The 24671-nt window shown below is 35.2% G+C and carries 26 protein-coding genes; 13 read left to right on the top strand and 13 right to left on the bottom strand.

The genetic code is table 11. The annotated features are described in order from the left end of the window. Nucleotides 1-27: 27 nt before the first annotated feature. Nucleotides 28-1656 carry an L-glutamate gamma-semialdehyde dehydrogenase gene (gene pruA, locus BUB95_RS02680; RefSeq protein ID WP_073085036.1) on the bottom strand — a complete coding sequence of 543 codons (1629 nt, stop codon included), beginning with the start codon at nt 1654-1656 and terminating at the stop codon, nt 28-30. A 166-nt stretch (nt 1657-1822) separates the two neighbouring features. On the opposite strand from pruA, the gene BUB95_RS02675 reads away from it, so the two are divergent. Then, nucleotides 1823-2830 (top strand): DUF6695 family protein, encoded by a 1008-nt coding sequence (locus tag BUB95_RS02675; protein ID WP_073082675.1) that lies wholly within the window; start codon nt 1823-1825, stop codon nt 2828-2830. Here the strand turns inward: BUB95_RS02675 and apaG are convergent. From apaG to BUB95_RS02660, 3 genes are all read right to left on the bottom strand, one after another. After that, a complete protein-coding gene (gene apaG, locus BUB95_RS02670; protein WP_073082671.1) occupies nt 2827-3213 on the bottom strand; it encodes a Co2+/Mg2+ efflux protein ApaG in 387 nt (128 codons plus the stop codon). The two genes, BUB95_RS02675 and apaG, sit on opposite strands and share 4 nt — an antisense overlap. 59 nt (nt 3214-3272) lie before the next feature. Next, on the bottom strand, nt 3273-4649 hold the full coding sequence (locus BUB95_RS02665; RefSeq protein WP_073082668.1) for a pyridoxal phosphate-dependent decarboxylase family protein: 1377 nt from the start codon (nt 4647-4649) through the stop codon (nt 3273-3275). A 79-nt stretch (nt 4650-4728) separates the two neighbouring features. Continuing rightward, the gene (locus tag BUB95_RS02660; protein ID WP_073082665.1) at nt 4729-5976 is read right to left on the bottom strand and encodes a type IX secretion system plug protein; all 1248 of its coding nucleotides are present in this window, start codon (nt 5974-5976) and stop codon (nt 4729-4731) included. Nucleotides 5977-6224: 248 nt separating this feature from the next. Between BUB95_RS02660 and BUB95_RS02655 the strand changes: the two genes are divergently transcribed. From BUB95_RS02655 to nqrF, 6 genes are read left to right on the top strand one after another with little or no spacing between them, the layout of a single operon-like run. Continuing rightward, the gene (locus BUB95_RS02655) at nt 6225-7577 is read left to right on the top strand and encodes a Na(+)-translocating NADH-quinone reductase subunit A (RefSeq protein WP_073082662.1); all 1353 of its coding nucleotides are present in this window, start codon (nt 6225-6227) and stop codon (nt 7575-7577) included. Further along, nucleotides 7577-8785 carry an NADH:ubiquinone reductase (Na(+)-transporting) subunit B gene (locus BUB95_RS02650; protein ID WP_073082660.1) on the top strand — a complete coding sequence of 403 codons (1209 nt, stop codon included), beginning with the start codon at nt 7577-7579 and terminating at the stop codon, nt 8783-8785. Before BUB95_RS02655 ends, BUB95_RS02650 begins: the two co-directional genes overlap by 1 nt. A 2-nt stretch (nt 8786-8787) precedes the next feature. Next, nucleotides 8788-9576, top strand: a complete 789-nt coding sequence (locus tag BUB95_RS02645) for a Na(+)-translocating NADH-quinone reductase subunit C (protein ID WP_073082657.1) — start codon at nt 8788-8790, stop codon at nt 9574-9576. Between the two features lies 1 nt (nt 9577). Beyond that, nucleotides 9578-10222, top strand: coding sequence for an NADH:ubiquinone reductase (Na(+)-transporting) subunit D (locus BUB95_RS02640; RefSeq protein WP_073082654.1), 645 nt, complete (start codon nt 9578-9580; stop codon nt 10220-10222). 33 nt (nt 10223-10255) lie between these two features. Then, entirely contained in the window at nt 10256-10981 is a 726-nt protein-coding gene (gene nqrE, locus BUB95_RS02635; RefSeq protein WP_073082651.1) for an NADH:ubiquinone reductase (Na(+)-transporting) subunit E, read from the top strand. 2 nt (nt 10982-10983) lie between these two features. Beyond that, nucleotides 10984-12294, top strand: coding sequence for an NADH:ubiquinone reductase (Na(+)-transporting) subunit F (gene nqrF / locus BUB95_RS02630; protein WP_073082649.1), 1311 nt, complete (start codon nt 10984-10986; stop codon nt 12292-12294). A gap of 68 nt (nt 12295-12362) precedes the next feature. On the opposite strand, the gene BUB95_RS02625 is transcribed toward nqrF, so the two are convergent. The 3 genes from BUB95_RS02625 to BUB95_RS02615 are packed head-to-tail and all read right to left on the bottom strand — an operon-like array spanning nt 12363 to nt 14696. After that, entirely contained in the window at nt 12363-12815 is a 453-nt protein-coding gene (locus BUB95_RS02625) for a Na(+)-translocating NADH-quinone reductase subunit F (protein WP_073082646.1), read from the bottom strand. A gap of 51 nt (nt 12816-12866) precedes the next feature. After that, entirely contained in the window at nt 12867-13238 is a 372-nt protein-coding gene (locus BUB95_RS02620; protein ID WP_073082644.1) for a cupin domain-containing protein, read from the bottom strand. Nucleotides 13239-13256: 18 nt separating this feature from the next. Then, nucleotides 13257-14696: an SLC13 family permease gene (locus BUB95_RS02615; protein WP_073082642.1), complete on the bottom strand. Its 1440-nt coding sequence runs from the start codon at nt 14694-14696 to the stop codon at nt 13257-13259. A 57-nt stretch (nt 14697-14753) separates the two neighbouring features. Between BUB95_RS02615 and BUB95_RS02610 the strand changes: the two genes are divergently transcribed. The 3 genes from BUB95_RS02610 to BUB95_RS02600 are packed head-to-tail and all read left to right on the top strand — an operon-like array spanning nt 14754 to nt 16980. Beyond that, nucleotides 14754-15620 carry a DUF4846 domain-containing protein gene (locus BUB95_RS02610; protein ID WP_073082640.1) on the top strand — a complete coding sequence of 289 codons (867 nt, stop codon included), beginning with the start codon at nt 14754-14756 and terminating at the stop codon, nt 15618-15620. After that, on the top strand, nt 15613-15990 hold the full coding sequence (locus tag BUB95_RS02605) for a Na(+)-translocating NADH-quinone reductase subunit F (protein WP_073082638.1): 378 nt from the start codon (nt 15613-15615) through the stop codon (nt 15988-15990). Before BUB95_RS02610 ends, BUB95_RS02605 begins: the two co-directional genes overlap by 8 nt. A 6-nt stretch (nt 15991-15996) precedes the next feature. Continuing rightward, the gene (locus BUB95_RS02600) at nt 15997-16980 is read left to right on the top strand and encodes an FAD:protein FMN transferase (protein ID WP_073082636.1); all 984 of its coding nucleotides are present in this window, start codon (nt 15997-15999) and stop codon (nt 16978-16980) included. Between the two features lie 3 nt (nt 16981-16983). Here the strand turns inward: BUB95_RS02600 and BUB95_RS02595 are convergent, their stop codons facing one another. Further along, nucleotides 16984-17748 carry a class I SAM-dependent methyltransferase gene (locus BUB95_RS02595; protein ID WP_073082633.1) on the bottom strand — a complete coding sequence of 255 codons (765 nt, stop codon included), beginning with the start codon at nt 17746-17748 and terminating at the stop codon, nt 16984-16986. Further along, nucleotides 17748-18566: a type I methionyl aminopeptidase gene (gene map / locus BUB95_RS02590; protein WP_073082631.1), complete on the bottom strand. Its 819-nt coding sequence runs from the start codon at nt 18564-18566 to the stop codon at nt 17748-17750. The genes BUB95_RS02595 and map overlap by 1 nt, the downstream gene beginning before the upstream one ends. Before the next feature lie 124 nt (nt 18567-18690). Between map and BUB95_RS02585 the strand changes: the two genes are divergently transcribed. Continuing rightward, the gene (locus tag BUB95_RS02585) at nt 18691-19956 is read left to right on the top strand and encodes an acetyl-CoA hydrolase/transferase family protein (RefSeq protein WP_073082628.1); all 1266 of its coding nucleotides are present in this window, start codon (nt 18691-18693) and stop codon (nt 19954-19956) included. 2 nt (nt 19957-19958) lie between these two features. On the opposite strand, the gene BUB95_RS02580 is transcribed toward BUB95_RS02585, so the two are convergent. Both BUB95_RS02580 and gpmI read right to left on the bottom strand, forming a co-directional pair. Further along, entirely contained in the window at nt 19959-20369 is a 411-nt protein-coding gene (locus BUB95_RS02580; RefSeq protein WP_073082626.1) for a BT0820 family HAD-type phosphatase, read from the bottom strand. A 1-nt stretch (nt 20370) separates the two neighbouring features. Beyond that, nucleotides 20371-21888 carry a 2,3-bisphosphoglycerate-independent phosphoglycerate mutase gene (gene gpmI / locus BUB95_RS02575; RefSeq protein WP_073082623.1) on the bottom strand — a complete coding sequence of 506 codons (1518 nt, stop codon included), beginning with the start codon at nt 21886-21888 and terminating at the stop codon, nt 20371-20373. A 260-nt stretch (nt 21889-22148) separates the two neighbouring features. Here gpmI and BUB95_RS02570 point away from each other — a divergent pair, with 260 nt between their 5' ends. Further along, the gene (locus tag BUB95_RS02570; RefSeq protein WP_073082620.1) at nt 22149-22535 is read left to right on the top strand and encodes an ankyrin repeat domain-containing protein; all 387 of its coding nucleotides are present in this window, start codon (nt 22149-22151) and stop codon (nt 22533-22535) included. 54 nt (nt 22536-22589) lie between these two features. Here the strand turns inward: BUB95_RS02570 and BUB95_RS02565 are convergent, their stop codons facing one another. Beyond that, nucleotides 22590-23357 carry a M48 family metalloprotease gene (locus BUB95_RS02565; RefSeq protein ID WP_073082618.1) on the bottom strand — a complete coding sequence of 256 codons (768 nt, stop codon included), beginning with the start codon at nt 23355-23357 and terminating at the stop codon, nt 22590-22592. Between the two features lie 78 nt (nt 23358-23435). On the opposite strand from BUB95_RS02565, the gene BUB95_RS02560 reads away from it, so the two are divergent. Next, complete coding sequence (locus tag BUB95_RS02560) at nt 23436-23861, top strand: GNAT family N-acetyltransferase (RefSeq protein ID WP_073082615.1); 426 nt, start codon at nt 23436-23438, stop codon at nt 23859-23861. Here the strand turns inward: BUB95_RS02560 and pepE are convergent, their stop codons facing one another. Continuing rightward, complete coding sequence (gene pepE, locus BUB95_RS02555; protein ID WP_073082612.1) at nt 23862-24569, bottom strand: dipeptidase PepE; 708 nt, start codon at nt 24567-24569, stop codon at nt 23862-23864. Nucleotides 24570-24671: the final 102 nt, after the last annotated feature.

Genomic DNA, 24671 nt, shown 5'->3' with positions numbered 1-24671 from the left:
TTAAGACAAGAACTTAAGTATGTTATGTTACTCACCTAAGAAAGGATATCTATAATCCGTTGGTGTTACAAACGTTTCTTTAATTAATCTTGGTGATACCCAACGTAATAAGTTTTGAGCAGAACCAGCTTTATCATTAGTTCCTGATGCTCTTGCGCCACCAAATGGTTGCTGACCAACAACAGCTCCAGTTGGCTTATCATTGATATAAAAGTTTCCTGCTGAATTTTGAAGTGCTTTTGTTGCTTCCTCTACCGCATATCTATCTGTCGATAGAATTGCGCCAGTTAAAGCATACTCACTTGTTTCGTCAACGAGTTTTAAAGTTTCAGAATAGGCTTCATCTTCGTAAACATAAATAGTAATGACTGGACCAAAAAGCTCAGTACACATTGTAGTGTACTTTGGGTCTGTTGTTACAATAACTGTTGGTTCAATAAAGTAGCCTTTAGACTTGTCGTAGCCGCCACCTGCAATAATTTCAGCATTGCTATCGGCTTTAGCATCATCAATGTATTTAGCTAATTTGTCAAATGAGCCTTCATGAATTACGGCTGTAATGAAATTGCTCATGTCTTCAGGAGACCCCATTTTAAACGATGCAATATCTTCTAATAAATGATTCTTAACATCAGTCCAAATGCCTTTAGGGATGTAAGCTCTCGATGCTGCAGAACACTTTTGTCCTTGAAATTCAAAAGCACCACGAGAGATTGCCGTTGCTACTTGCTTAGCATTAGCCGATTTGTGAGCAACGATAAAATCTTTTCCTCCAGTTTCTCCTACAATACGAGGATATGTTTTGTAATTGTGAATATTATTTCCAATCTGCTTCCACAGTTCTTTAAAAATATATGTTGAACCTGTGAAATGTAAACCAGAAAAATCTGGACTTGCCAATACTGTTTCTGTAATCATTACTGGGTCGCCAAAAACCACGTTAATCACGCCATCAGGGACACCAGCTTCTTTAAAGACATCCATGATTACTTTAGCAGAATACACTTGGCTATCGCTTGGTTTCCAAACCACAACATTGCCCATCAAAGCCATACAAGATGGTAAGTTTCCTGCAATTGCAGTAAAGTTAAAAGGTGTTACAGCGTAAGTGAAGCCCTCTAGCGGACGATATTCAACACGGTTCCAAGCATCACTTGTACTTTCTGGCTGGTCCATATATATATCGGTCATAAACTGTACGTTGAAACGTAAAAAGTCTATAAACTCGCATGCAGCATCAATTTCAGCTTGGTGTATGGTTTTAGATTGCGCTATCATTGTAGCTGCATTAATTTTTGCACGGTAAGGTCCTGCAATTAATTCAGCAGCTTTTAAGAAGATGCCTGCGCGTTGTTCCCATGGCATTTGCGACCAAGATTTACGCGCCTCTAAAGCTGTAGCAATAGCTTCTTCTATATGACTTTTTTCTGCTAAATGGTATTCACCTACAATATGTTTGTGGTCGTGTGGAGGAGACATTGTTCTGGTATTTCCAGTCTTAATGTCTTTTCCGTTTATGTATAATGGAACTTCAACTTTACTGTTAAACATTGATTTGTAAGCCGCCGCAACAGCTTCGCGTTCTGGAGAACCCGGTGCATAACCTTTTACTGGCTCATTAACCGCAACTGGGACATTAAAGAATCCGTTTGCCATAATATTTTGTGTTTTTAATTTAAATGATTTTTGAAAGTGCAAAAGTACAATTTTTAAAAGAGTTTTCTGAAAAACCCATCTTAATGAAAACATAATTATTGATTTAATTTTGTAAGTTGCTTCCCATAGAAAAGACTACAGAATCTAAATTTTTATTTTTCTATTTATGCTTAAAGAAGACGCGTTTATAATTACCATGGCGTACCCAGAAACCATCGTGTCCCACGCCGAAGAATGGTATTCTAAATTTTTAAGATTTGCATTTATAGGCAATAAAAGACACGTTCGTGCTGGGCACGCAGCTCTAGTTTTAATAGATAAAAAAACAGGTGTGCTAGAGTATCACGACTTTGGACGTTACATTACACCATCTCCTAATGGGCGCGTCAGAGGACGTCAAACCGATTTTGAATTAAATTTTCCGATTAAAGCCATAATTGAAAATGATACAATTGTAAATTTAGAAGAGATTTTAAAATTTCTAGCAACTAAACCAAAGTTGACTCATGGTGACGGTGATTTATATGCTTCGGTATGTAATGCGGTAAATTACGATTTAGCTAGAAAGCACATTACTGAGCGCCAAAACGAAGGTTTTATTAGATATGCCGCTTTTATAGGAAAAGCCTGTAACTGTGCACGATTTGTAACAGATGCTTTAATTGCTTCCGTAACTGACCAAATGATTAAAAAGAAGCTTGTAAAGTCTAAATCGTTTACTCCAAGTACCATTGGTAACGTGGTCATTGCAGATACTGAAGATTTTGTATATCACGTCACTGATAAAGGCGAAATTTTTGAATTTACATCTACTGTCGGAAAAGAGAATAGACGTTTATTTTTAGATGTATTGAAAGGCTACAAGCCGAGTTTAGTCGGTACAATTAAGCCTAAAGAAAACGAAGAAAAGAATAGTCACGCCCAATGGCTTGGTGGCATAGCAGCAGGTGCTTGGTTTGAGATTTATGATATAGGAAAAAATAGTGAATACCGCTTCAGGCGTATTTCACCTTATGGAAATATAGACTGTGATGGACTTTATAGTATTAATAATGAAGATTTTGATATAACTTCAGAATATCAATTTGTGCACTATTCCAATTGTGGATTCTTCTATATACAGCAGAATGATAAAACGTATCGATTTGAGTATTTAAGTGATTTTGAAGCTTAGTTTAAAGAAAACGGCGCACTCAACTTAAAAGAAGGAATATAGACTTTAAACTCTTTAGAGTTTGAAAAATTAATCATGTTGTAGTAACCATGCATGCTTCCAAAAGGAGAAGTTAATAAACATCCAGAACTGTAAGTGTGAGATTCGCCAGGTTTTAGAATGGGCTTTCTGCCAATGACGCCTTCACCGCGAACAACTTCGATATTATTTAAGGCATCTTTTATTTTCCAATAACGCGAGTTGAGTTGTACGACGTCATTACCTTGGTTCTCGATGGTGATTTTATAAGCAAATGCAAAGTTCATTTTATAATTTTTATAAAATGTACCTTCAAATTCAGTTTCTACAGAAATTTTAATTCCGCTTGTAACTTGTTGTATCATTGCTTTTTTTGTTCGAAAACGAAGATAAGGTATTTTTTTATTTGTTAAATGCTATAAGTCTATGATAGGCTGTTTTTTAACAATTCTTTAGAGACATAGGTCTCAATAGTTTCAAAAAAGTTAAGGATATCTTCTTTTTCTAAAACAGTATTAATGGTAACCATTCTTACAAATTCAGTGTTTCTAAACTTTCCAAAGCCAACCATAAGCTTAGAATCTTCGTAAAGTGCTGTGCATAGCGTATTGGCTGGGACGTCCTTATAATTAAAACACACCGAGATAGAATCGTCAAAACTGTTTAATGTATAATCGGGGTGGTTATTTATGTAATCTCTTGCAAATTGAGCCAACTCAAATTGATGGTCAACAATTTTCTCTAATCCTTTGGTGCCAACAGATTTCCAAAGTGTCCATAACTTCAGCGCATCGTTTCTGCGTCCACACTGTAAAGAGGTTTTTCCAAGGTTATAATCATCACCATCTGTTTGGTACAGATATTCTGCTTCATTAGAAAAAGAATGGTGTAATTGCTCTTTATGTTTTGTTATTATTATAGAACAGCTAAGAGGTGTGCCTAACATTTTGTGGGCGTTAAGGCTAAAAGAATCTGTGAGTTCAAGTCCTTTTACAAGATGTTTGTATCGGTTACTAAAAATAACGCTCCCGCAATACGCGCCATCAACGTGCAACCATATATTGTGTTTTTTACATACTTGACTTAAAGCTGTAATATTATCGAAGGCACCTAAAACTGTTGTGCCAGCAGTTGCGTTGACAAAAAAGGGTATAAAACCTTTATTAACATCATTTTCAATGACTTCTTCTAAATGTTCTGCACTCATTTCGCCTTTAGCGTTGCAGTTAATAAGTCTTACGTTATTACTACCAATACCAGCTAGTGCTGCATTTTTCGCTATTGAATAATGTGAAGCTTCAGAAGTGTATAAAGTAATGTTTTGTCTTGTGCCTTCAGTACGAATTTCAGGAAACTTATGGTCTCTTGCCATGAGTAATGCCATGAAATTAGTCATAGAACCACCTGCAGCTAAAGTGCCTCCGCTACCTTCTGGATAACCCGAAAGTCTACAAATTTGTGAGATAATTTCTTTTTCAAGACCCACTTGTGGACCCGCAACTTTGTAGGTGTACATGCTGTTGTTTAGCATCACAGATAATAAATCACCCAGTGAAGCCTTACCCTTACGTCCTCCAAATAATTGATTAAAAAAAGATGTTGAAGCCGTCTTAGGCGTATGTTTTATAATAGCTTTTAAAGCTAAAGTTAGGTCTTGGTCAACAACACCCTCGTCTTTTAAAGATAAATCTAACTTTTCAAATAATTCTGAAGTGGCTATTGGCGTTGCAACGGGATTATTTTTTTCTTCATCTAAAAGAAAATCACAAAGTTCTGAAAATAACTCGAGGTCTTGATGCATATTTTATCTGTTGTGTAATTTGAGAATAGGTCTCAATGCAGTGAAGATACTTACAAATTCTCGGTAAGAAAAAAGTTTATTAATTTGTAATTCTCTCAGAATTAGCCTCTCCATAACCAATCAAACGGTCAAAACGCGCTCCTAAATCACGGTAGTAAACAAGAACTTTGTAGTTGTTTTCGGTTTGCCAGAAGTTTCCGCTTATAGCACCTTCGTCAATAGTTCCATCTAAATCTACGGTTACAAATTTATAGTTGTAAAACCCTTGCTTTAGTTTAATGTCACATTCGTATTGACCGCGCTCTCTGTTGTAAAACATACGATTCATGTCTTCAACTTCAAAATTGTTGAAATTACCAAAAACATGGACGTCCTTGCCTGGGAATTCCTCAGAAATTAATGTAAAATGAGTAACCACATAATCTGCTTCAACATCTACATTGTCTACATCTATAGCATTGATAAGAAAGTTACCATTGATGTCTGGATTCCAAGTGTAGGGTCTGTTTTTTCTGCTTATTTGTTTAAATAAATAGTTATGATAAAGCTCTTTTAAATCTATAAACTGAACCCCTAAATTGGCTGCGCGCTCGTTTTTGCTTTCAAAGTTTAGGTATTCATTTCCTGCCCAGAATGAGGCTTCTTTGTCATACCTATATATGAGTTCTCTGCCAGTTGCAAACTGTGGCTTTAGATTGGTGATGGCAGTTTTAAGGTTGTTATTTTGAATAACTAATGTTTTGATGGTTTCTAGCGGATTGTTTAGGTTGAGACTACCTGAATTAATTTTAAAATTTACAATCTGCTTCTCGTTTATAGTTTCAAAATTACGAGTGCGTTTTGGTTGAACACCAACAGTTACAATATCTTCTACGACCATAAACTTTCTAGAAAACATAACTTCATCATAATCATCGTAGACCGTAATCATATAATTTCCCGACTTAAGCAAGCCTCTGGTTTGCTGATTAGGAATCCTTATATCGTAATGCGAATAGATTTGAAAGGTGTTTTCAGAATTTAAATAATTAATGATTCTAACATTGTCAATACCTTTAAGATACTCACCTTTTACTAAAAGTGAAGGCTTCCAATCAAAATCAAAATGCTCGATTTTATAATAGAAATCTTCCTCATTACCAGTTAAAGCATCAAACTCTAATGTAAAAGGCTCACCTAATCTTAGGATAGGTAATTGTGCTTGATTTGTACTCCCTTTAAAAGTTATTGTTTTTATAAAATCTGGAGGTAGAATTTCCTCAGCTTGAGAAAAACTTGAAAAGTAAAAAGCTAAGGTTATTATAGATAAAAGCGATTTTTTAATCATGCTTGGTGTTTCTGTTAAGAATTACAAAGATAATCAAATTCCGTGCCTTATTCTTTGGCTAAAATTACAAAGTGCTTGTTTAATCTTTTTGTGGGTTTTCTTCAAAATTAATTAGGATAGTTAGACAAACCAACATTCTCACTCATTAGAGGTTAATAATTAACTAAAAATTTTGAGATTGCTTCAGATTATTTAGCCTTTAATTCGTATTTTTGCACCGATTTTTTAGATAACTAATCTTAAGACATATGTCCAAAGACATTAGAGTAAAAAAAGGCTTAGACATTAAATTGGTGGGTGAAGCCGAAAAGACCACCGAAAATGCTATTATTAGCAATACTTACACTATTAGGCCAGAAGATTTTCACAGTATTACACCAAAACTAGTTGCCAAAGAAGGTACACGAGTAAAGGCAGGGGAAACATTATTTTACAACAAGGAAAACGAAGATATGAAGTTCGTATCGCCAGTATCAGGTGAGGTAACAGAAGTACAGCGTGGTCCAAAGCGTAGAATAGACGGCATAAAAATTAATGCAGACAAAGAGCAAATTTATGCAGAGTATGCTAAGTTAGATGCAAATGCTAACGCAGACGCAGTAAAAGCACATTTGTTGGCATCAGGTTGTTGGGCTTTTATAAAACAGCGTCCTTACGATGTTGTTGCAAAAGCAGACAGTACGCCTAGAGATATTTTTATCTCTGGTTATGCTTCAGCGCCTTTGGCGGCAGATTTAGATTATGTTCTTGAAGGAAAAGAAGCAGAATTGCAAGCAGCAGTTTCTGCTCTAGCAAAACTTACAGAAGGTCAAGTGCATATATCTGTGCCAAGAGATATAAGTTCTGTGTTTTCTAACTTAAGTGATGTAACTACTCACAAAGTATCTGGACCACATCCTGCTGGAAACGTAGGAACTTTAATTAATAAGGTTGCTCCAGTTAACAAAGGTGAAGTGGTTTGGACGTTAAATGCTCAAGACCTTGTTATAATTGGAGAATTACTTTTAACAGGAAGATTTAATGCAGAGCGCGTTGTTGCTTTAGCAGGTTCTTCTGTAAAACGACCTCGTTATTTCAGAACTAAAATAGGTGCTGAGGTAGCAACTATGGTTTATGACAATGGTGTAGACAAAGACGGTAATGATAGAATTATCTCTGGAAATGTATTATCTGGAAAAGAAATCAATCCTGATGGAAATTTAGATTACTACAGTAATGTTATTACAGTTATTCCTGAAGGTGACGATTATGAATTTTTTGGATGGAATAAGCCAATTTTCAATAAAGTATCTACAACACGTGCACTGACGTTTTCTTGGTTAAATCCAAAGAAAAAGTATGACTTAAATACGAATACAAACGGAGAACACCGTGCATTTGTACTTACGGGGAATTACGAAGAGGTTTTTCCACTTGATATATATCCATTACAAATCTTAAAGGCTTGTATGTACAAAGATTTGGATGAAATGGAAGCTTTAGGAATGTATGAAGTAGCACCAGAGGATTTTGCATTAACAGAATTTATCTGTGTGTCAAAACAACCACATCAAAAAATAATTAGAGAAGGATTAGACTTAATGCTTAAAGAGATAGGATAATGGGTTTAAAACAAAATTTACACAGTTTTAAAATGAAGAATAAGGATAAGAAATGGCTTCCTGCCTTTAATGCCTTATTTACGTTTTTGTATACACCAAACGAAACTACGCACAATGGAACGCACATAAAAGCTGCGGACGATTTAAAGCGTACAATGAATACAGTAATCTTAGCACTCGTACCATGTTTAATTTTTGGTATGTTTAACGCGGGTTACCAACATTACCTTGCTCAAGGTATGATAGAATCTGCAGATGGATTTTTAGGGGCTTCTTTCTGGACCCTTGATAATCTATGGATAGGTATTGTTAAAGTATTGCCATTAGTCGTTGTGTCTTACGGTGTTGGTCTGGCAGTTGAGTTTTTATTCGCTGTTATTAAAGGTCACGAAGTAGAAGAAGGCTACTTAGTTACGGGTATGCTAGTACCATTAATTGTTCCTGTTGATATTCCGCTATGGATGCTTGCAGTAGCCGTTGTATTCGGTGTTGTTATTGGTAAAGAAGTATTTGGTGGTACAGGAATGAATATTCTTAATCCTGCACTAACCATCAGAGCATTTTTATTCTTTGCTTATCCTACATGGATGTCAGGAGATAAAGTATGGGTGCACGGCGCAACAGCAGCTGCCGGGACACCAGATGCATATTCAGGTGAAACATTATTAGGAGCTTATGCTCAAAATAGTTCTCTTGCAGGAATCGATTATTGGGATATGTTCTGGGGAATTATTCCTGGCTCAGTAGGTGAGACTTCAAAGTTTTTGATTATCATCGGAGCTTTATTTTTAATATTCACCAAAATTGGAAGCTGGAGAATTATACTTTCTACATTAATCGGCGCATTAACCATGGGCTTAATTTTTAATGGCGTAGTAGATGCTGGATGGATTGGAGAATCAAGTAAGTTTTATGGATTAATGAGTGTTCCGTTCTGGCAACATTTAATTATAGGAAGTATACTATTTGGTGCAGTTTATATGGCTACAGACCCAGTAACGGCATCTCAAACTAATAAGGGTAAATGGATATATGGTTTCTTAATAGGATTTATTTCTATTATGATTCGTGTATTCAACCCAGCATACCCAGAAGGCGTATTCTTAGCAATATTATTAATGAATGTTTTCGCACCAACTATTGACCACTATGTGGTTCAAGGTAATGTGAAGCGTAGACTTAAACGTGTAAAAGTAAAAGCAGCATAATTATGGCAGTCGATACAGATAAAAATTCGTACACCATCATATTTGCAGTAGCAATGGTATTAGTTGTTGGGTCTTTATTGGCCTTTACAGCATCGTCTCTTGCGCCAAATATTGATGAAAATAAAAGAATGGAAAAACAACAAAACATTCTTTATGCAATGGGTGTAAATGCTAACGAAGGTGATGGAGATATCACGTTTGTCTCTACTGATAAAGTAGCTGAAGCTTTTAAAACTAACATCTCAGAGCAATTGGTAATCGAAGTGAAAGATGGAGAAATTGTTAAAACAATGACGCGTCAAGAATTCATGGATGCTAACGGAGGGAAAGAGCCTTATTTAATAGATGTAAAGAAGCAACAAGCACGTTACAAAAATGGAGAATCTAGATTTTTACCATTATTTGTTGGACAGCAAGAAGGAAAGAAGGTATATGTCGCACCTATTCGTGGGAAAGGACTTTGGGATGCTATTTGGGGATATGTAGCTTTAGATGAAGATATGGTTGTTAGAGGTACATTCTTCGATCATGCTGGTGAAACTCCAGGTCTTGGTGCAAATATTAAGCAACGTTACTTTATGGACGACTTTTACGGAGAGCGTTTATTAACTGAAGCAGGAGTATTTAAAGGTATTACTGTAGCTAAGGGAAATAATGACCCAAAAAATGAAACTAAAGACGATTATGAAGTCGATGCATTAGCAGGCGCAACTATTACAGGTGATGGTGTTTCTGCAATGATAAAAAGCGATTTAAAATTGTATTTACCTTACTTTAAAACTTTAAATTAATATGGGACTACTTTCAAAAAAAGACGCAAAGTTAATCACGGACCCGTTAGCAGATAATAACCCTATTACAATTCAAGTATTAGGTATTTGTTCTGCATTAGCAATTACAGCAGAGCTCAAAGCCTCTATAGTTATGAGTTTTGCCGTATTATTCGTTTTGGGTGTAGGTAATGTTGTTATTTCGTTAATGCGAAATATTATTCCTTCAAAAATTAGAATTATTGTACAGCTTATTGTTGTAGCCTCATTAGTAATCATAGTTGACCAAGTATTAAAAGCATTCGCTTACGAATTAAGTAAAACACTTTCTGTATTTGTTGGTTTAATTATTACTAACTGTATTATTATGGGGCGTTTTGAAGCTTTTGCCTTAGGTAATGGACCTTGGAAATCCTTCTTAGATGGTATAGGTAATGCTTTAGGTTATGCAGTTATCTTAATAATTGTAGGATTCTTTAGAGAATTATTAGGCTCTGGTACTTTATTAGGAATTCCTGTATTAGGAGACCCAATCGAGAAGACAGGTGTTTACTCAATAGGTTACGAAAACAACGGATTTATGTTAATGCCACCAATGGCTTTAATTATTGTAGGTCTAATTATTTGGGTACAACGTAGTAGAAACAAAGATTTAATCGAAGATTAATATTCTTTATAAAAGAATTTAAAATAAAAGACAATGATAGAACACATCGAATTATTTTTCAAGTCGATTTTTATAGATAACATGGTGTTTGCTGTTTTCTTAGGTATGTGCTCATATTTAGCTGTATCCAAGAAGGTAGCCACTGCTGTAGGTCTTGGAGCCGCAGTTATCTTTGTACTAGCTATAACTGTGCCTTTAAACTGGTTGCTAGACCAATATTTATTACAACCAGGAGCACTGTCATGGTTAGGTGCAGAATATGCCGATTATGATTTAGGTTTTCTTTCCTTCATTATGTTTATCGCAACTATTGCAACAATGGTTCAGTTGGTAGAGATTGTGGTGGAGAAATTTTCTCCATCGTTATACAACTCACTTGGTATTTTCTTACCGTTAATTGCAGTAAACTGTGCCATCTTAGGTGGTTCGTTATTCATGCAATCTCGTGAGATAGAAACTCTAGGCTTAGCTTTTAATTATGGAGTGTCTTCAGGAATTGGATGGTTTTTAGCAATACTAGCAATTGCGGCTATCCGTGAGAAGATTAGATATTCTAACGTACCAGCACCTTTAAGAGGTTTAGGAATTACATTTATTATTACAGGTTTAATGGGAATTGGATTTTTAAGTTTTGGAGGAATGCTTACGGGAGGAGATGAAGAGGCAGAAGCACCAAAAACGGAGCAAGCTATTAAGATAGAAAAAGAACAAACTGAAGAGGCTAAGACATTAGCTGAAAACACTAAAACTATAGACTAAGTATGATTTTAGCAGCAGGAACAACAGGAACAGTTATCGCAACAGTTGCGGCGTTTTTATTAATTACCTTGGTATTAGTGAGTCTATTATTGGTAGTAAAGCAAAAGCTTTCACCATCAGGTCCAGTAAAGATTACAATTAACGGTGAAAAAGAAATAGAAGTTGCTTCAGGAAGTACGCTTCTTTCAACTTTGGGAAATAACAAAGTGTTTTTACCGTCTGCTTGTGGTGGAGGTGGTACATGTATTCAATGTGAATGTCATGTATTATCTGGTGGTGGAGAAGCATTACCAACAGAGACGCCTCACTTTTCTCGTAAGGAGTTACAACATGGCGCACGTTTAGCTTGCCAAGTTAAGGTAAAGCAGGATATGGAAATCACAATTCCAGAAGAAGTTTTCGGAATTAAGAAATGGGAAGCTACCGTTGTACGTAACTATAACGTAGCCTCATTTATTAAGGAGTTTGTTGTTGAGATTCCTGAGGATATGAATTACAAAGCCGGTGGTTATATTCAGATTGAAATTCCACCATGTGAAATTAAGTATTCTGATATCGACATTACCGCGCACCCAGAAGAGCATGAGACTCCAGATAAGTTTCAAGCTGAGTGGGATAAGTTTGGTCTATGGCCTTTAGTTATGAAAAACACTGAAACTGTAGAACGTGCATATTCTATGGCTTCTTACCCAGCTGAGGGACGTGAAATCATGCTTAATGTACGTATAGCAACGCCGCCATGGGACCGATCTAAAAACCAATGGATGGATGTTAATCCAGGTATTGCATCATCCTATATTTTTGCGCAAAAGCCAGGAGATAAGGTAACCATTTCTGGACCTTATGGAGAGTTCTTTATTAACGAGTCTGAAAGTGAAATGCTTTACGTAGGAGGTGGTGCAGGTATGGCACCAATGCGTTCGCATTTATATCATTTGTTTAGAACAATTAAGACTGGTCGTAAAGTTACGTATTGGTATGGTGGACGTTCTAAACGTGAGTTGTTCTACATTGAGCACTTTAGAAAATTAGAAAAAGACTTCCCTAACTTTAAGTTCTACATGGCGCTTTCTGAGCCTTTAGAAGAAGATAACTGGAAAGTTAAAAAAGATATCAATGACGAAGCTGGAGATGGTTTTGTAGGGTTTATTCACAATTGTGTGATTGATAATTACCTTAACCATCATGATGCACCAGAAGATATAGAATTATACTTCTGTGGACCTCCATTAATGAACCAAGCTGTTCAGAAAATGGGCGAGGATTTTGGTATCCCAGATGAGCATATTAGATTCGATGACTTTGGAGGATAGTCTTTAAATTATATAAAACAAAAAGCCAGTGCTATAGCACTGGCTTTTTGTTTTATGACGTTCTGAGTTTAAAACTCTAACTCAAACTTAGGTTTATCATTTTCGTATTCAAAGAGCTTTGAGTAATCCATAATATTTGCAATACCTTCGAGTCTACATAAGTGTGAAATCACTGCTGTGAGCCCCTTAAATAGCACATCTTTATCTTTGATATTATCTGGTCTCCCATTTTTATAATGTAAGGGTAGTTTATAGCCACAGGCTTTCAAAAAAATAGATTCAATAGTAAGTAATTCTAAAGGTGTATAACCATTAAATCGGCGACCCAAATTTTGATGAAATTTCCCTATATAATTTAATTGAGTAGAGCCATGGTCATCAGATAAATATTTCCAACTTTCTGTGTTGTTAAGAATATTTCCTACAGCACACTGTTTGCAACACTCTGGATTTAATGTGTTATTGTGAAACGCTATATAGAGTTTTTTTATAGCAGCTTCAAAACGATTTGAAGTTTTCATAGATTTTTCTTTTTCGGAGTATTAAGATACAAAAAACTTAAAAAACAATTTTTATCTGTATTCCATAATTAGAAAAACTGCTGTGCTATCGCCTACATTCAAAACTTCATGGAAGGTTATTTTGTCGTTTGAAAATGAATACCCAGAGGGCACGTTTACTTCCCGTATACCTGTAGTGTCCTTAATTCTAAATTTACTTCCGCTAATGGTATAACCTACATGTGGATTATGGTAGTGTAATTCGTGCCCAATATTGGGCGGAAACCTACATTTTAGAACTCTTAACTCTTTGTTTTCTTCTAATACTTTACAAACGTTTTTGTTTTTCCAGCCAGCTTCTAAAGGGTCGGGTAATTGTCGTTTATTGTTGCAATTAAAAAGAACAATTAAAAGAAGCGGTATTATATATCTAGATATGCGCATAATATTATTTTTAGTTAGCTAAAAAACCACTGGCATTACATACTGAAATAGTAATATTAATAAAGCTACGGAAATCAGATTCAAAATAATCCCCGCTCTTGCCATTTGATGCACTTTGATAAAACCACTTGCAAAAACAATAGCATTAGGCGGTGTGGCCATAGGTAACATAAATGCACAGCTACTTGCTATGGTCACAGGAATCAATAAATGCAGTATGGGAATATCTAATCCTAAAGCGATACCAGCAACAACAGGAGCCAAAACGGCTGTAAGTGCTACATTACTCATAAGCTCAGTCATAAAAAGCATAAGTAGTATTAATAACGAAGCTGTGATGAGTATGCCAATATTGGCATTAGAAATCGATTGTGCTACTACATCTACAATACCACTAGCAGACATACCTTTCGCTAAAGCCAAGCCACCACCAAACAGTATAAGTATTCCCCAAGCCAATTTTTGAGTGTCATTCCATTGCAACACAAAATCCCCTTTTTTAAGATTATGAGGAATAGCAAACAAGGCTATTGCACCAAAAACACTAATCATTGTATCACTAAGCCCTAAGCTTGGTAAGAGGGAATTGATAACACTTCTAAATATCCATAGCGATACAATAACCGAGAAAACAATAAGAACATGTTTTTCTTTTGAAGTCAACTTGCCTAACTTTTTTAATTCATCCGAGATTACTGAAGCTGAAGCATCAAAAACCAATGCTTTACACGGAAATAGAAATTTTACCAATACAAGATAAACTATTGAAATAAGTAGTATAGAGAAGGGCAAACCAAAAGACATCCATTTTACAAAAGAAACTTGTGTGTTGTATTCATTCTCTAAAAGTCCAATTAATACCGAGTTTGGAGGTGTTCCAATTACTGTGGCAATGCCGCCAGCATTTGCCGAAAAAGCAATCCCCAGCATAACACTTAAAGCAAAATTCTTATCGGCCTTGGTAAAGCCATCCTCGTCTTTAATTAAAAGATTTATAACAGACATTGCTATGGGCAGCATTACAACTGTACTTGCGGTGTTGCTTATCCACATACTCATAAAAGCAGTAGCAATCATAAAGCCTAAAATAACGCGATTGGGAGAAGTTCCAGTAAGTTTTATAATGGTTAAAGCTATGCGCTTATGTAAGTTCACTTTTTCTAAAGCTAAGGCCAATACAAAACCACCGAAAAATAGGAATACTATAGGACTACCATAATTAGCCCCAACGTCTGCCATTGGCATAATCTTAAATAACGGAAAAAGTAATAACGGTAGTAGTGCGGTTACTGATATTGAAACGGCTTCAGTAATCCACCAAATGACCATCCATAACGCCACTGCAATTACGGTATCAGCGTTGATAGATATAAGTCGTAAAGATGATAATTGAAGAATTAAAAAAAGTAAAGGTCCAAGAAAAAGGCCAATACGTTTGGAAATAGGATAGTGCTTCATGCGATTAAAAATAAAGATTTAATACGAAACTTCTATTTTTAATCGTTCTTGCTAGTGATGAAAAAATTACTCGTATTTCTTTTTTTAGTTCTGATTATAGCTGTTTTTGCATTACAGTTTCAGCCAGTAAAGCAAACAGTGGCAGCTGTTATAACAAAACCAACGTATCTCAATAAGAACGGATCCACCATTAAAGACAGAGTTAAAGCTCCAGAGAATTACAAACGTATAGTTTACGATTCATCTTCTTTTCAGTATTACATAAGACATCAGGAACTCAAGAATTATGGCGCAAAAGTGATTAATTATGATGGAGAGCCGTATTTCTATCAGTTAGGTCATGTAGGTGTCTTAGATATCGATGTGCCAAGTAATGGTTTACAGCAATGTGCAGATGCATTAATTAGATTGCGTAGCGAATACCTCTGGAAAACCAATCAAAAAGATAAGATAGGTTTTGAGTTTACTAGCGGACATTATTGTTCTTGGAAAAAATACGCTCAAGGTTACAGACCAAAGATTAATGGTAATAAAGTAAGCTTTCATAAAACAACAGCCGCAAATAATTCTAAAACCAATTTCTACAAATACCTCAATTTAATTTACACCTATTCAGGTACTATGTCTTTAAATAACGAATTAAAAAAAATCAAATCTATTAAAGACCTAAAGATTGGTGATATGCTCATTGTTGGTGGTTTTCCTGGCCATGTGATTATGATTGCTGACGTCATAGAAAACGAAGCTGGGGAAAGACTCTTTTTACTTATTCAAGGGAATACACCTGCTCAAAGTATTCATCTGCTTAAAAATTTGGATGATACCGATATTTCACCTTGGTATAAACTACAATTAAATTCGGAAATTTCTGTGCCAGGCTTTACCTTTACAAATTCTAAGTTTGTGAGATTTATAGATGAGTAAAGCACTAACAAAACAAGAATTACATAACCTTGCCATGAACCACGTGGGGAAGGATTTAGAATCTCGTGGTTTTGAGTTTGTAGCCATTAATAGTAAACTTAAAAAACATCCCCAGTTTGTCTGTATTGATAAAAATGGTGAATGGTTTTTTGTAATCGTAAGAGCTGTTTTATTACCAGATAATCCCAATAATTATGATGTAGTTTGGATGGAAACGTTTAAGCAACACGCCTTTAAAAAAAATGCTAAAGTATTATACGCTGGTGTAGGCTTAGGTAATCCTGAAGGGGAAGATTTACCCGTTTATCTTAACGAAGAGTATTTAATTGAATACAATGGGATTCAAGTTATAGAAACCAACCTAAATTAAATTTAAATGAAAAGAGTTTTTCTTGTCTTAAGTATAGTTAGCCTTTTTTTAGGATGTGCTGAAAAAGAACCAACTAACATAAAATTATCTGGACCTGTGTTTGGGACTGGTTATAATATTCAATATTACTCTAAAGCAGATGAAAACTACGAAAAACAGTTTGATAGTTTGTTTGGAGTTATTAATAAGTCCCTTTCTACCTACATTCCAAATTCAGATATATCTAAATGGAATAGAAACGAATCTGTAGAAGTGGATGAGCATTTTATAACTGTTTTTAATACCTCAAAAAAGATTTTTAAAGAGTCTAAAGGTGTTTTTGACCCAACTATAGGTAATGTAGTCAATGCATGGAGTTTTGGTCCAGAAGACAACAAATTTTTAACGGATAGTGTAACTATTTCTAGGTTAATGACTCATGTAGGTTTTGATAGAGTTGTAAAAACACCAAATAGATTTATTAGACCAGATTCTGCTTATTTAGATTTCAATGCTATTGCAAAAGGGTATGGAATTGATGTTATTGCTGAGTTTTTAGAAGCTGAAGGTGTCACGGATTATTTAGTAGATATAGGTGGCGATTTACGAACAAAAGGTATTAATCAAGAAAGTAAAAAAGGCTGGACAGTAGGTATAGAAGACCCTAACTTTGACGGGTCAAAATCCTATTCTAAAGCCATTACTTTGACTAATAAGGGTATGGCAACATCTGGTACTTACAGAAAGTTCAAAGTTGATGAAGATGGTAATCGTTATGCTCATATTATCGATACCAAAACAGGTTACCCTACGAAAACCAATGTATTAAGTGTTTCCGTAATTGCACCAAACGCTATGCTAGCAGATGGTTATGCAACTACTTTTCAAGCGCTTGGAGTAGAAGGGACTAAGACTTTTTTAAAAACGCATCCTGAGTTGCAGGTTTATTTTATCTACTTAGATGAAAATGATGTATTACAAACATTGAGTTTGAATAATTTCCCTGAGTAATAATTATTTATAAACCACAGGAATAATTTCGCCCTTGGCCAAGCAATATTTTTCAATGTTTTTTTCTGAAAGTTGAGATGTATAATCTACTTCTTCAACCTTAAAGCCAACAGAGCGAAGTTTATCAAAATAATCACGCCCATAAACGCGAACGTGGTCGTATTGTCCAAATATTTTAGCGCGTTCGGCTTTATCAGTTATCGTATTATCTTCGAAAGTCGTTTTACGATTTAAATCTTGCGGAATTTGAAAAATACCATAACCACCTGGTTTCATTACGCGATACAATTCTTGCATGGCCTTGGTATCATCTGGAATATGCTCTAAAACATGATTGCAAAGAATAATATCGTAGCTATTATCTTCAAAAGGGAGATTGCAAATATCTGCTTTTACATCTGCAATAGGAGATAGTAAATCAGTGGTTGTATAATTGAGATGTTCTAATTTTCCGAAACGTTTTAAAAAGCATTGTTCTGGTGCAAAATGAAGGACTTTCTTTTCTGCTTTAAAGAAATTTGTTTCATTTTGTAAATACAACCATAATAAGCGATGTCTTTCTAAGCTTAATGTAGAAGGCGATAATACATTATTGCGCTGCTCGCCGTAACCATATGGTAAAAAGCTTTTGAAACTTTTACCATCAATGGGATCGGTAAAATTGTTTCCCCTTAAAAAGAAAGCCATTATAGGTCGAGCAATATAACTCAGCCTAATCAATAAAGGTCTTGGTATTGTGTTTAATATGAATTTGAAAAAACGCTTCATTAAAGCACTAAAGCCTTTTGTCTAAACTCTTCTTCCTCATTACTCTCAATTCCTAATGCATCGTAGATATAAGCAAAGGTTGATAGTAATTCTGGTTTACCATCAACAATAGCAACATCGTGTTCAAAATGCGCACTAGGTTTGTTATCTAAAGTGGTAATCGTCCAACCATCTCTATGTTGTTTTATGCGATGCGTACCCAAGTTTATCATAGGTTCTATGGCTACAACCATACCTTCAATAAACTTTTTTCCACGACCACGTTTCCCGTAGTTTGGCATTTCTGGGTCTTCATGCATTTTGCGACCCAAACCATGACCAACTAATTCTCGTACAACACCATAACCATGAGCTTCGCAATGCTTTTGTATGGCATGGCCAACATCACCTACACGATTACCGAGTTTAAATTCCCGAATACCAACGTATAACGACTCTTTAGTAACCTCTAAAAGTTTTTGAGTTTCAGGTGCAATTTCACCTATAGCAAAAGTATAAGCATGGTCACCGTAAAAATCATTTTTTATGGCCCCACAATCTATAGAAATAATATCGCCTTCAACTAAAGGCGTATCATTAGGAATACCGTGAACTACCTGAGAATTCGGACTCATGCATAAAGTGTTAGGAAAATCGTATAATCCTAAAAACCCAGGGATTGCACCTTGGTCTCTAATGCATTCTTCGGCAATTTTATCCAACTCAAGCGATGTTACTCCAGGTTTTACAGCCTTGGCAACTTCACCTAGAGTTTTGGAAACTACAAGCGCAGCTTCACGCATTAATTCTATTTCTTCTTTTGTTTTTGCAACAATCATTTTACTCAGTATTGGAGCGCAAAGATACTAAAATTAACAAGTTATTCTTTTTTGGTTAAACATGATATTTGACAGCTTTATCCCTGTGTCTTATCTTTACTTTTGTATAAATAAAACGACCATTATGTATAAGTTAGTCTCGGCAGAAGAAGCAGTAAAAGTAATTAAATCCAACGATAAAGTATATATACAAGCTGCAGCCGCAGCACCGCAGAAGTTAATAAAGGCCATGTCTGCAAGACATGAGGAGTTACGTAATGTTGAAATATGCCAGCTACATACCGAAGGTGAAGCGCCTTATGCAGACCCCGCATTAAAGGATAGCTTTCATGTGAATTCGTTTTTTATAGGAAAGAATGTAAGACACACCTTAAAAGCAGGAAATGGTTCTTATACACCTGTATTTTTAAGCGAATTACCGCGTCTTTTTCAGCAGCGAATTATAGAATTGGATGTTGTACTTATACATGTATCTGTGCCAGACAGACACGGGTATTGCTCATTAGGTGTTTCGGTTGAAGCGTCCTTAGCCGCAATAGATAATGCTAAAGTTGTTATTGCTCAGGTGAATAAAAATATGCCACGTACGCATGGTGCTGGAATTATTCACCATAGCGAAATTGATTATTTTGTAGAGTCTGATGACGAATTGCCATCTCACGAAATGGCTGAGCCAACAGCAATTGAAAGTAAAATAGGAGACAATGTGGCTAGCTTAATTGAAGACAGAAGTACGCTTCAAATGGGAATTGGCTCTATACCAAATGCTGTGTTGACGCGCCTAACCAATCATAAAGATTTGGGTTTACACACCGAGATGTTTTCCGATGGTGTTATTGATTTGATTCTAAAAGATGTCATTAATGGAAATTACAAAAAGATTAATCGTGGTCGCGCACTTACCACATTCTTGATGGGATCTAAACGATTGTACGATTATGTAGATGATAACCCGTTTGTAGAGATGCGAGCATCTAATTATACGAACAATACTGCATATATTAAACAGAATCCTAAAATGGTGGCTATTAATTCGGCTATTGAGGTAGATGTTACTGGACAAGTCTGTGCAGATTCTATTGGGTCCGGAATGTATTCTGGTGTTGGTGGTCAGATGGATTTTATAAGAGGTGCTTCTTTGAGTGAAGGCGGAAAGGCTATAATAGCTTTACCTTCAGTTACTCGAAAAGGTATTAGTAGAATCGTGCCAAATTTGAAACTAGGTGCAGGAGTTGTGACAACGAGAGCTCATGTTCATTATGTAGTTACTGAATATGGTATTGCTAATTTATATGGAAAAACAATAAAAGAGCGTGTGAAAGCTTTAGTTGAAATTGCACATCCAGACCATAGAGAAGCTATAGACAAAGCTTATTTCGATTTGATATAAAACTATCTGAATAATCCGAAAAACCTTTTCTTAGATTTTGGTTTTTCAATATTTGGGATTTCATTTGTAATCATTTGATAAACTTTTCCCCAACCAATAAATCCACCGATATTTCTATCGTCTATAAAGAAGTCTGCGTGTATTTTTGGACTTCTTTCTTTTGAAAATTGTTCCTCTGGAAAGCTTTTGTTTACAGCATAAAATTCAATGCCATTTTCTTTACAAAACGCAACAGCTTCCTCTAACTTTTTACCATCTCTGTAGGTCCACAGTATAAGCCGATGACCGTCATCTTGAAGTCTTTTAAGCGTTTCAAAAGCAAAAATTTGAGGTTTTCCAATGTTTGGGTAGGCATCTTCAACGATGGTGCCGTCAAAATCTATTGCTAATATGAGTTTTTCTTTAAAAGTCATTTTATACCAATGATTGTTGTGTCATAGCTTTAGGCTGCTCAATTCCCATGAGTTTTAAAATTGTTGGCGCAATATCACCTAAAATACCATTTTTAATAGTATTCAATTCTTTATCAATTAAAATTACAGGTACTGGATTGGTGGTATGTGCCGTATTTGGTGTACCGTCGGGATTTATCATAGTCTCGCAATTACCGTGGTCTGCAATGAGTATAGTGGTGTAGTCATTATCTAGCGCGGCAGTTACAACGTCTTCAACACACTGATCAACAGCTTCACATGCTTTTATTGCAGCACTCATAACACCTGTATGCCCAACCATATCGCCATTTGCAAAGTTGAGACAAACAAAATCAACTTCTCCTTTATTGAGTTCGGGGACTAAAGCATCACGTAATTCGTAAGCGCTCATTTCTGGTTTTAAATCGTAAGTTGCAACTTTTGGAGAATTTCTTAATATGCGAGTTTCACCTTTAAAAGGTTCTTCTTGTCCACCTGAAAAGAAAAATGTCACGTGCGGATATTTTTCAGTTTCAGCAATACGAATTTGTGTTTTGTTGTGTCTCTCTAATACTTCACCCAAGGTTTCGGTTAAGTTATCTTTATTGAAAACAACTTTTATACCTTTAAAATTTTCATCATAATTGGTTAAAGTCACGTAGTGTAACTTTAGTTTATGCATTCCAAATTCATGAAAATCATTTTGCGAAAGCGCATCTGTTAGTTGGCGTCCTCGGTCTGTTCTAAAGTTGAAGAAAATAACAACATCATCTTCTTTTATGGTAGTAATAGCATTTCCTTCAGAATTTATATTTATGATAGGTTTAATAAACTCATCTGTAACGTCATTTTCATAACTTTCTTCAATAGCTTTTAGTACGGATGAAGTTTTATTTCCTTCGCCATTAACTAAAGCGTCGTATGCTATTTTTACGCGTTCCCAACGCTTATCTCTATCCATTGCGTAATAACGACCCGTTACAGTAGCTAGCTTTGCGTTGGTTTCTTCTAGTTTTTCTTCAAGCTCTGTAATAAAACCATAGCCCGACTTTGGGTCTACATCTCTTCCGTCAGTAAACGCATGTACATATACATTCTCTAAATCGTTTTCTTTTGTAGCATCTAGTAGCCCGAATAAATGATTAATATGAGAATGCACGCCTCCATCGCTTACCAATCCAAGAAGATGTATGGCTTTATTATTTTCTTTTGCATACTGAAAAGCATTTTTAAGCACTTGCTCTTCTTGTAGCGTTTTGTTTTTAACAGCTAGATTAATTTTCACTAAGTCTTGATAGACAATTCGTCCAGCACCCAAATTCATGTGACCAACTTCACTGTTTCCCATTTGACCTTCTGGTAGTCCTACATGTAAGCCGTCTGTTCTTAATGACGCATTTGCGTATTTAGTATAAAGCGAATCAATAAAAGGGGTATTGGCATTATCTATAGCAGAAACTTTTGGGTCTGGAGACATGCCCCAACCATCCAAAATCATGAGAATTACTTTCTTATTCATGGTAATTTGTTAGTGAATATCAAAGATAATACTTACGGAAGGATATCAAATTTCATCTTCAGAAAAATTTCATTTTATCTTTTTTTAATCTTCTTGAAAGTAGAATATTGTGTGGTTTAAGTTAATTGTGAAGACCTTAACATATTTGTTTACAAAGCGTTAAAGAACTGTTATTTATGTTTTTATGATGTAACAGACCGAAAAATTAATCGTCTCTTTAGTATATCAATAAATCATTTATCAATCAAAAAACATTCATCATGAAAAAATCTGTAACAGTATTAGCCTTAGCGTTATGTTTATCATTACCAACAGTTAACGCTTCAAATTTCGAAAATTTACCAGAATCTTTAACTATCGTAGAGAATACGATTGAAGTTAGTGCGTTATGCACAGCTGCTGCCAAAGGCGATGTAGAAAAAGTAAAACAACTATTGCAAAACGGCGTAGATGTTAATGTAAAATCTAACGGAATGCTTCCTATACATTACGCAGCGAGATTCAATAGAGTAGACGTTATTAAGGTTTTAATTACATCTGGTTCTGAAATACACACCACATGTGATAAAGGTTTAACGGCTCTAAGACATGCCGAAAAAACAAATGCTAAAGAAGCAGCACAGTTTCTAAAGCGTTTTAAGAAATAATCTGCTTATTCTAAAGCAATTATTTGAGTTAGTTAGTGTAAAAAAGCATTCTTATTAGGATGCTTTTTTGTATTTAGAAATGGCTTCTCTAATTTTTTCTATTCTATTTTCTGGGTCTGGATGTGTACTCTGAAATTCTGGTACTCTATTTGGACCAGCGGCATTTTTTAGAATTTGCATGACGCCAATCATTTCCTCTGGATTATAACCCGCTTTTATCATAAATAAAACACCAAGCTCATCACTTTCTAGCTCATCATCACGTCCGTTGGCTAAAAGTTTTCCTTGCCCATACTGTTGAGCTACAGCTCCAAAATCTATGGCTGAAGCGCCCATAACTAAGGTTTGCCAAAATTTTGAATCTGTAATACGTTCATTAGAATGTTTTCCTAAAACGTGACCAATTTCATGACCTAAAACACCAGCCAATTGGTCTTCGTTTTGTAGTTTAGAAAAAAGCGCATAAGTTATGAAACATTGTCCACCGGGAAGAGCAAAAGCATTTATAGTTTTGTCGTCTGCCAAGAGATGAAAATCGTATTTATAAGGTGTGTTTTTTGCAATGCTATTGTTTACTAATTTTTGCCCTACATTATCTACTAAAGCTTGATAACGATTATCTGGATGTAAGCCGCCATGTTGTTGAGCCATACCTGGAGCACTTTGTAAACCTATTGCAATTTCTTGTTCTGGCGAAAGTGATATTGCTTGTACACGACCTGTATATGGATTGGTTTCCTGTTGGCTGCAACGTCTAATAAATGCAAAAGCAACGACTACCACACCAATGAGTAATCTTACTTTAAAATTTCCTCTTCTCATAATTTCCACATAATTTAGTTTTCTAAAATACGAAAAGTTCATTTATTTTTAGAAAATCGTTAATTAGCTATTTTGATTATGAATTTTACATTTCGAATAATTTCTAGTGAAAAGATATCTGATGTCATTCCTCTGGTTTTTAAATTAAATCAAGGACGCATTTCTAGAGCTATGTTAAAAGATAGATTCAATGAGATGGTAAAGCAAAACTATGAATGTGCTGTAATTTATGACGATGACAAAATTGTAGGTGTTACAGGACTCTGGTTTTGCACAAGGCATTATGCAGGTAAGTCTGTAGAGCTAGACCATGTGTACATTTCAGAAGATTACAGAAGCCAAGGTTTGGGTAAAAAATTTATGCAATGGATTAACAATTATTGCATTTCTAAGGGGTGTAATTCTATGGAGCTCAATACCTATGTAAATAATTACCCTTCACATAAGTTTTACTATAATGAAGGTATGGAAATATGGGGTTACCATTTCTTTAAGCACTTATAATTACTTCAAAAATTCTAAGTCAGTATTGGTTTTAATTTCATATGGCGCTTCATTGTAAGTAAAAATTCTAGCATCTAATTCACCTCTTAAGAACATGGTTTTACCTTTAACTTCAATCCAGCTGCCTTCTCTTAAGCCAATGACAGGTTGTGTGTTGAATTTATGAAACTCTTTAATCCGAGTTTCTCTAGTTTCTCCCATATGTGTGCTTCCTTCAATGGAATCTAAGTAATGCGGATTAATATTAAAAGGTACAATGCCTAGAGTTTTAAAGCTGGGAGGATATACAATTGGCATATCGTTAGTGGTATTCATAGTAAGACCACAAATATTGCTACCAGCGCTTGTGCCTAAATATGGTGTTCCGTTTTCTATAACCTCTTTTAAGGGCTCAATTAATTTGTTTTTATACAGTTGATTTACCAAAACAAAGGTATTACCACCGCCAGTAAAAATTCCTTTTGCATTTAACATAGCTTCAGCTGGGTTATTAAATTCATGTATTCCAATCACTTTTTTGTCTAATTTCAAAAAAGCTTTTGAAGCAATTTTTGTATATTCATCATGAGATATACCGCTTGGTCTAGCATAGGGAATGAATACGATTTCATCAACTCTATTAAAGTGGTCTTTTAAAGTGTTTGTGAGGTATTCTAAATAACCGCTTCCATGAATTGTAGAAGTACTTGCTATAATTGCTGATTTCAAAACATTAAGGTTTTAGTTCGGTTTATCGGAGTAAAAATAGAGCAATTTATTAGATTCTTATTTTATGATTTAACAAAACTTTACAAGAGGCTTATTATATTT

The sequence above is a fragment of the Winogradskyella jejuensis genome (assembly GCF_900129745.1).
Lineage (GTDB): Bacteria > Bacteroidota > Bacteroidia > Flavobacteriales > Flavobacteriaceae > Winogradskyella > Winogradskyella jejuensis.
The sequence above is the reverse complement of the archived record's forward strand: the minus strand, read 5'-3'. Positions and strand labels throughout refer to the sequence as shown.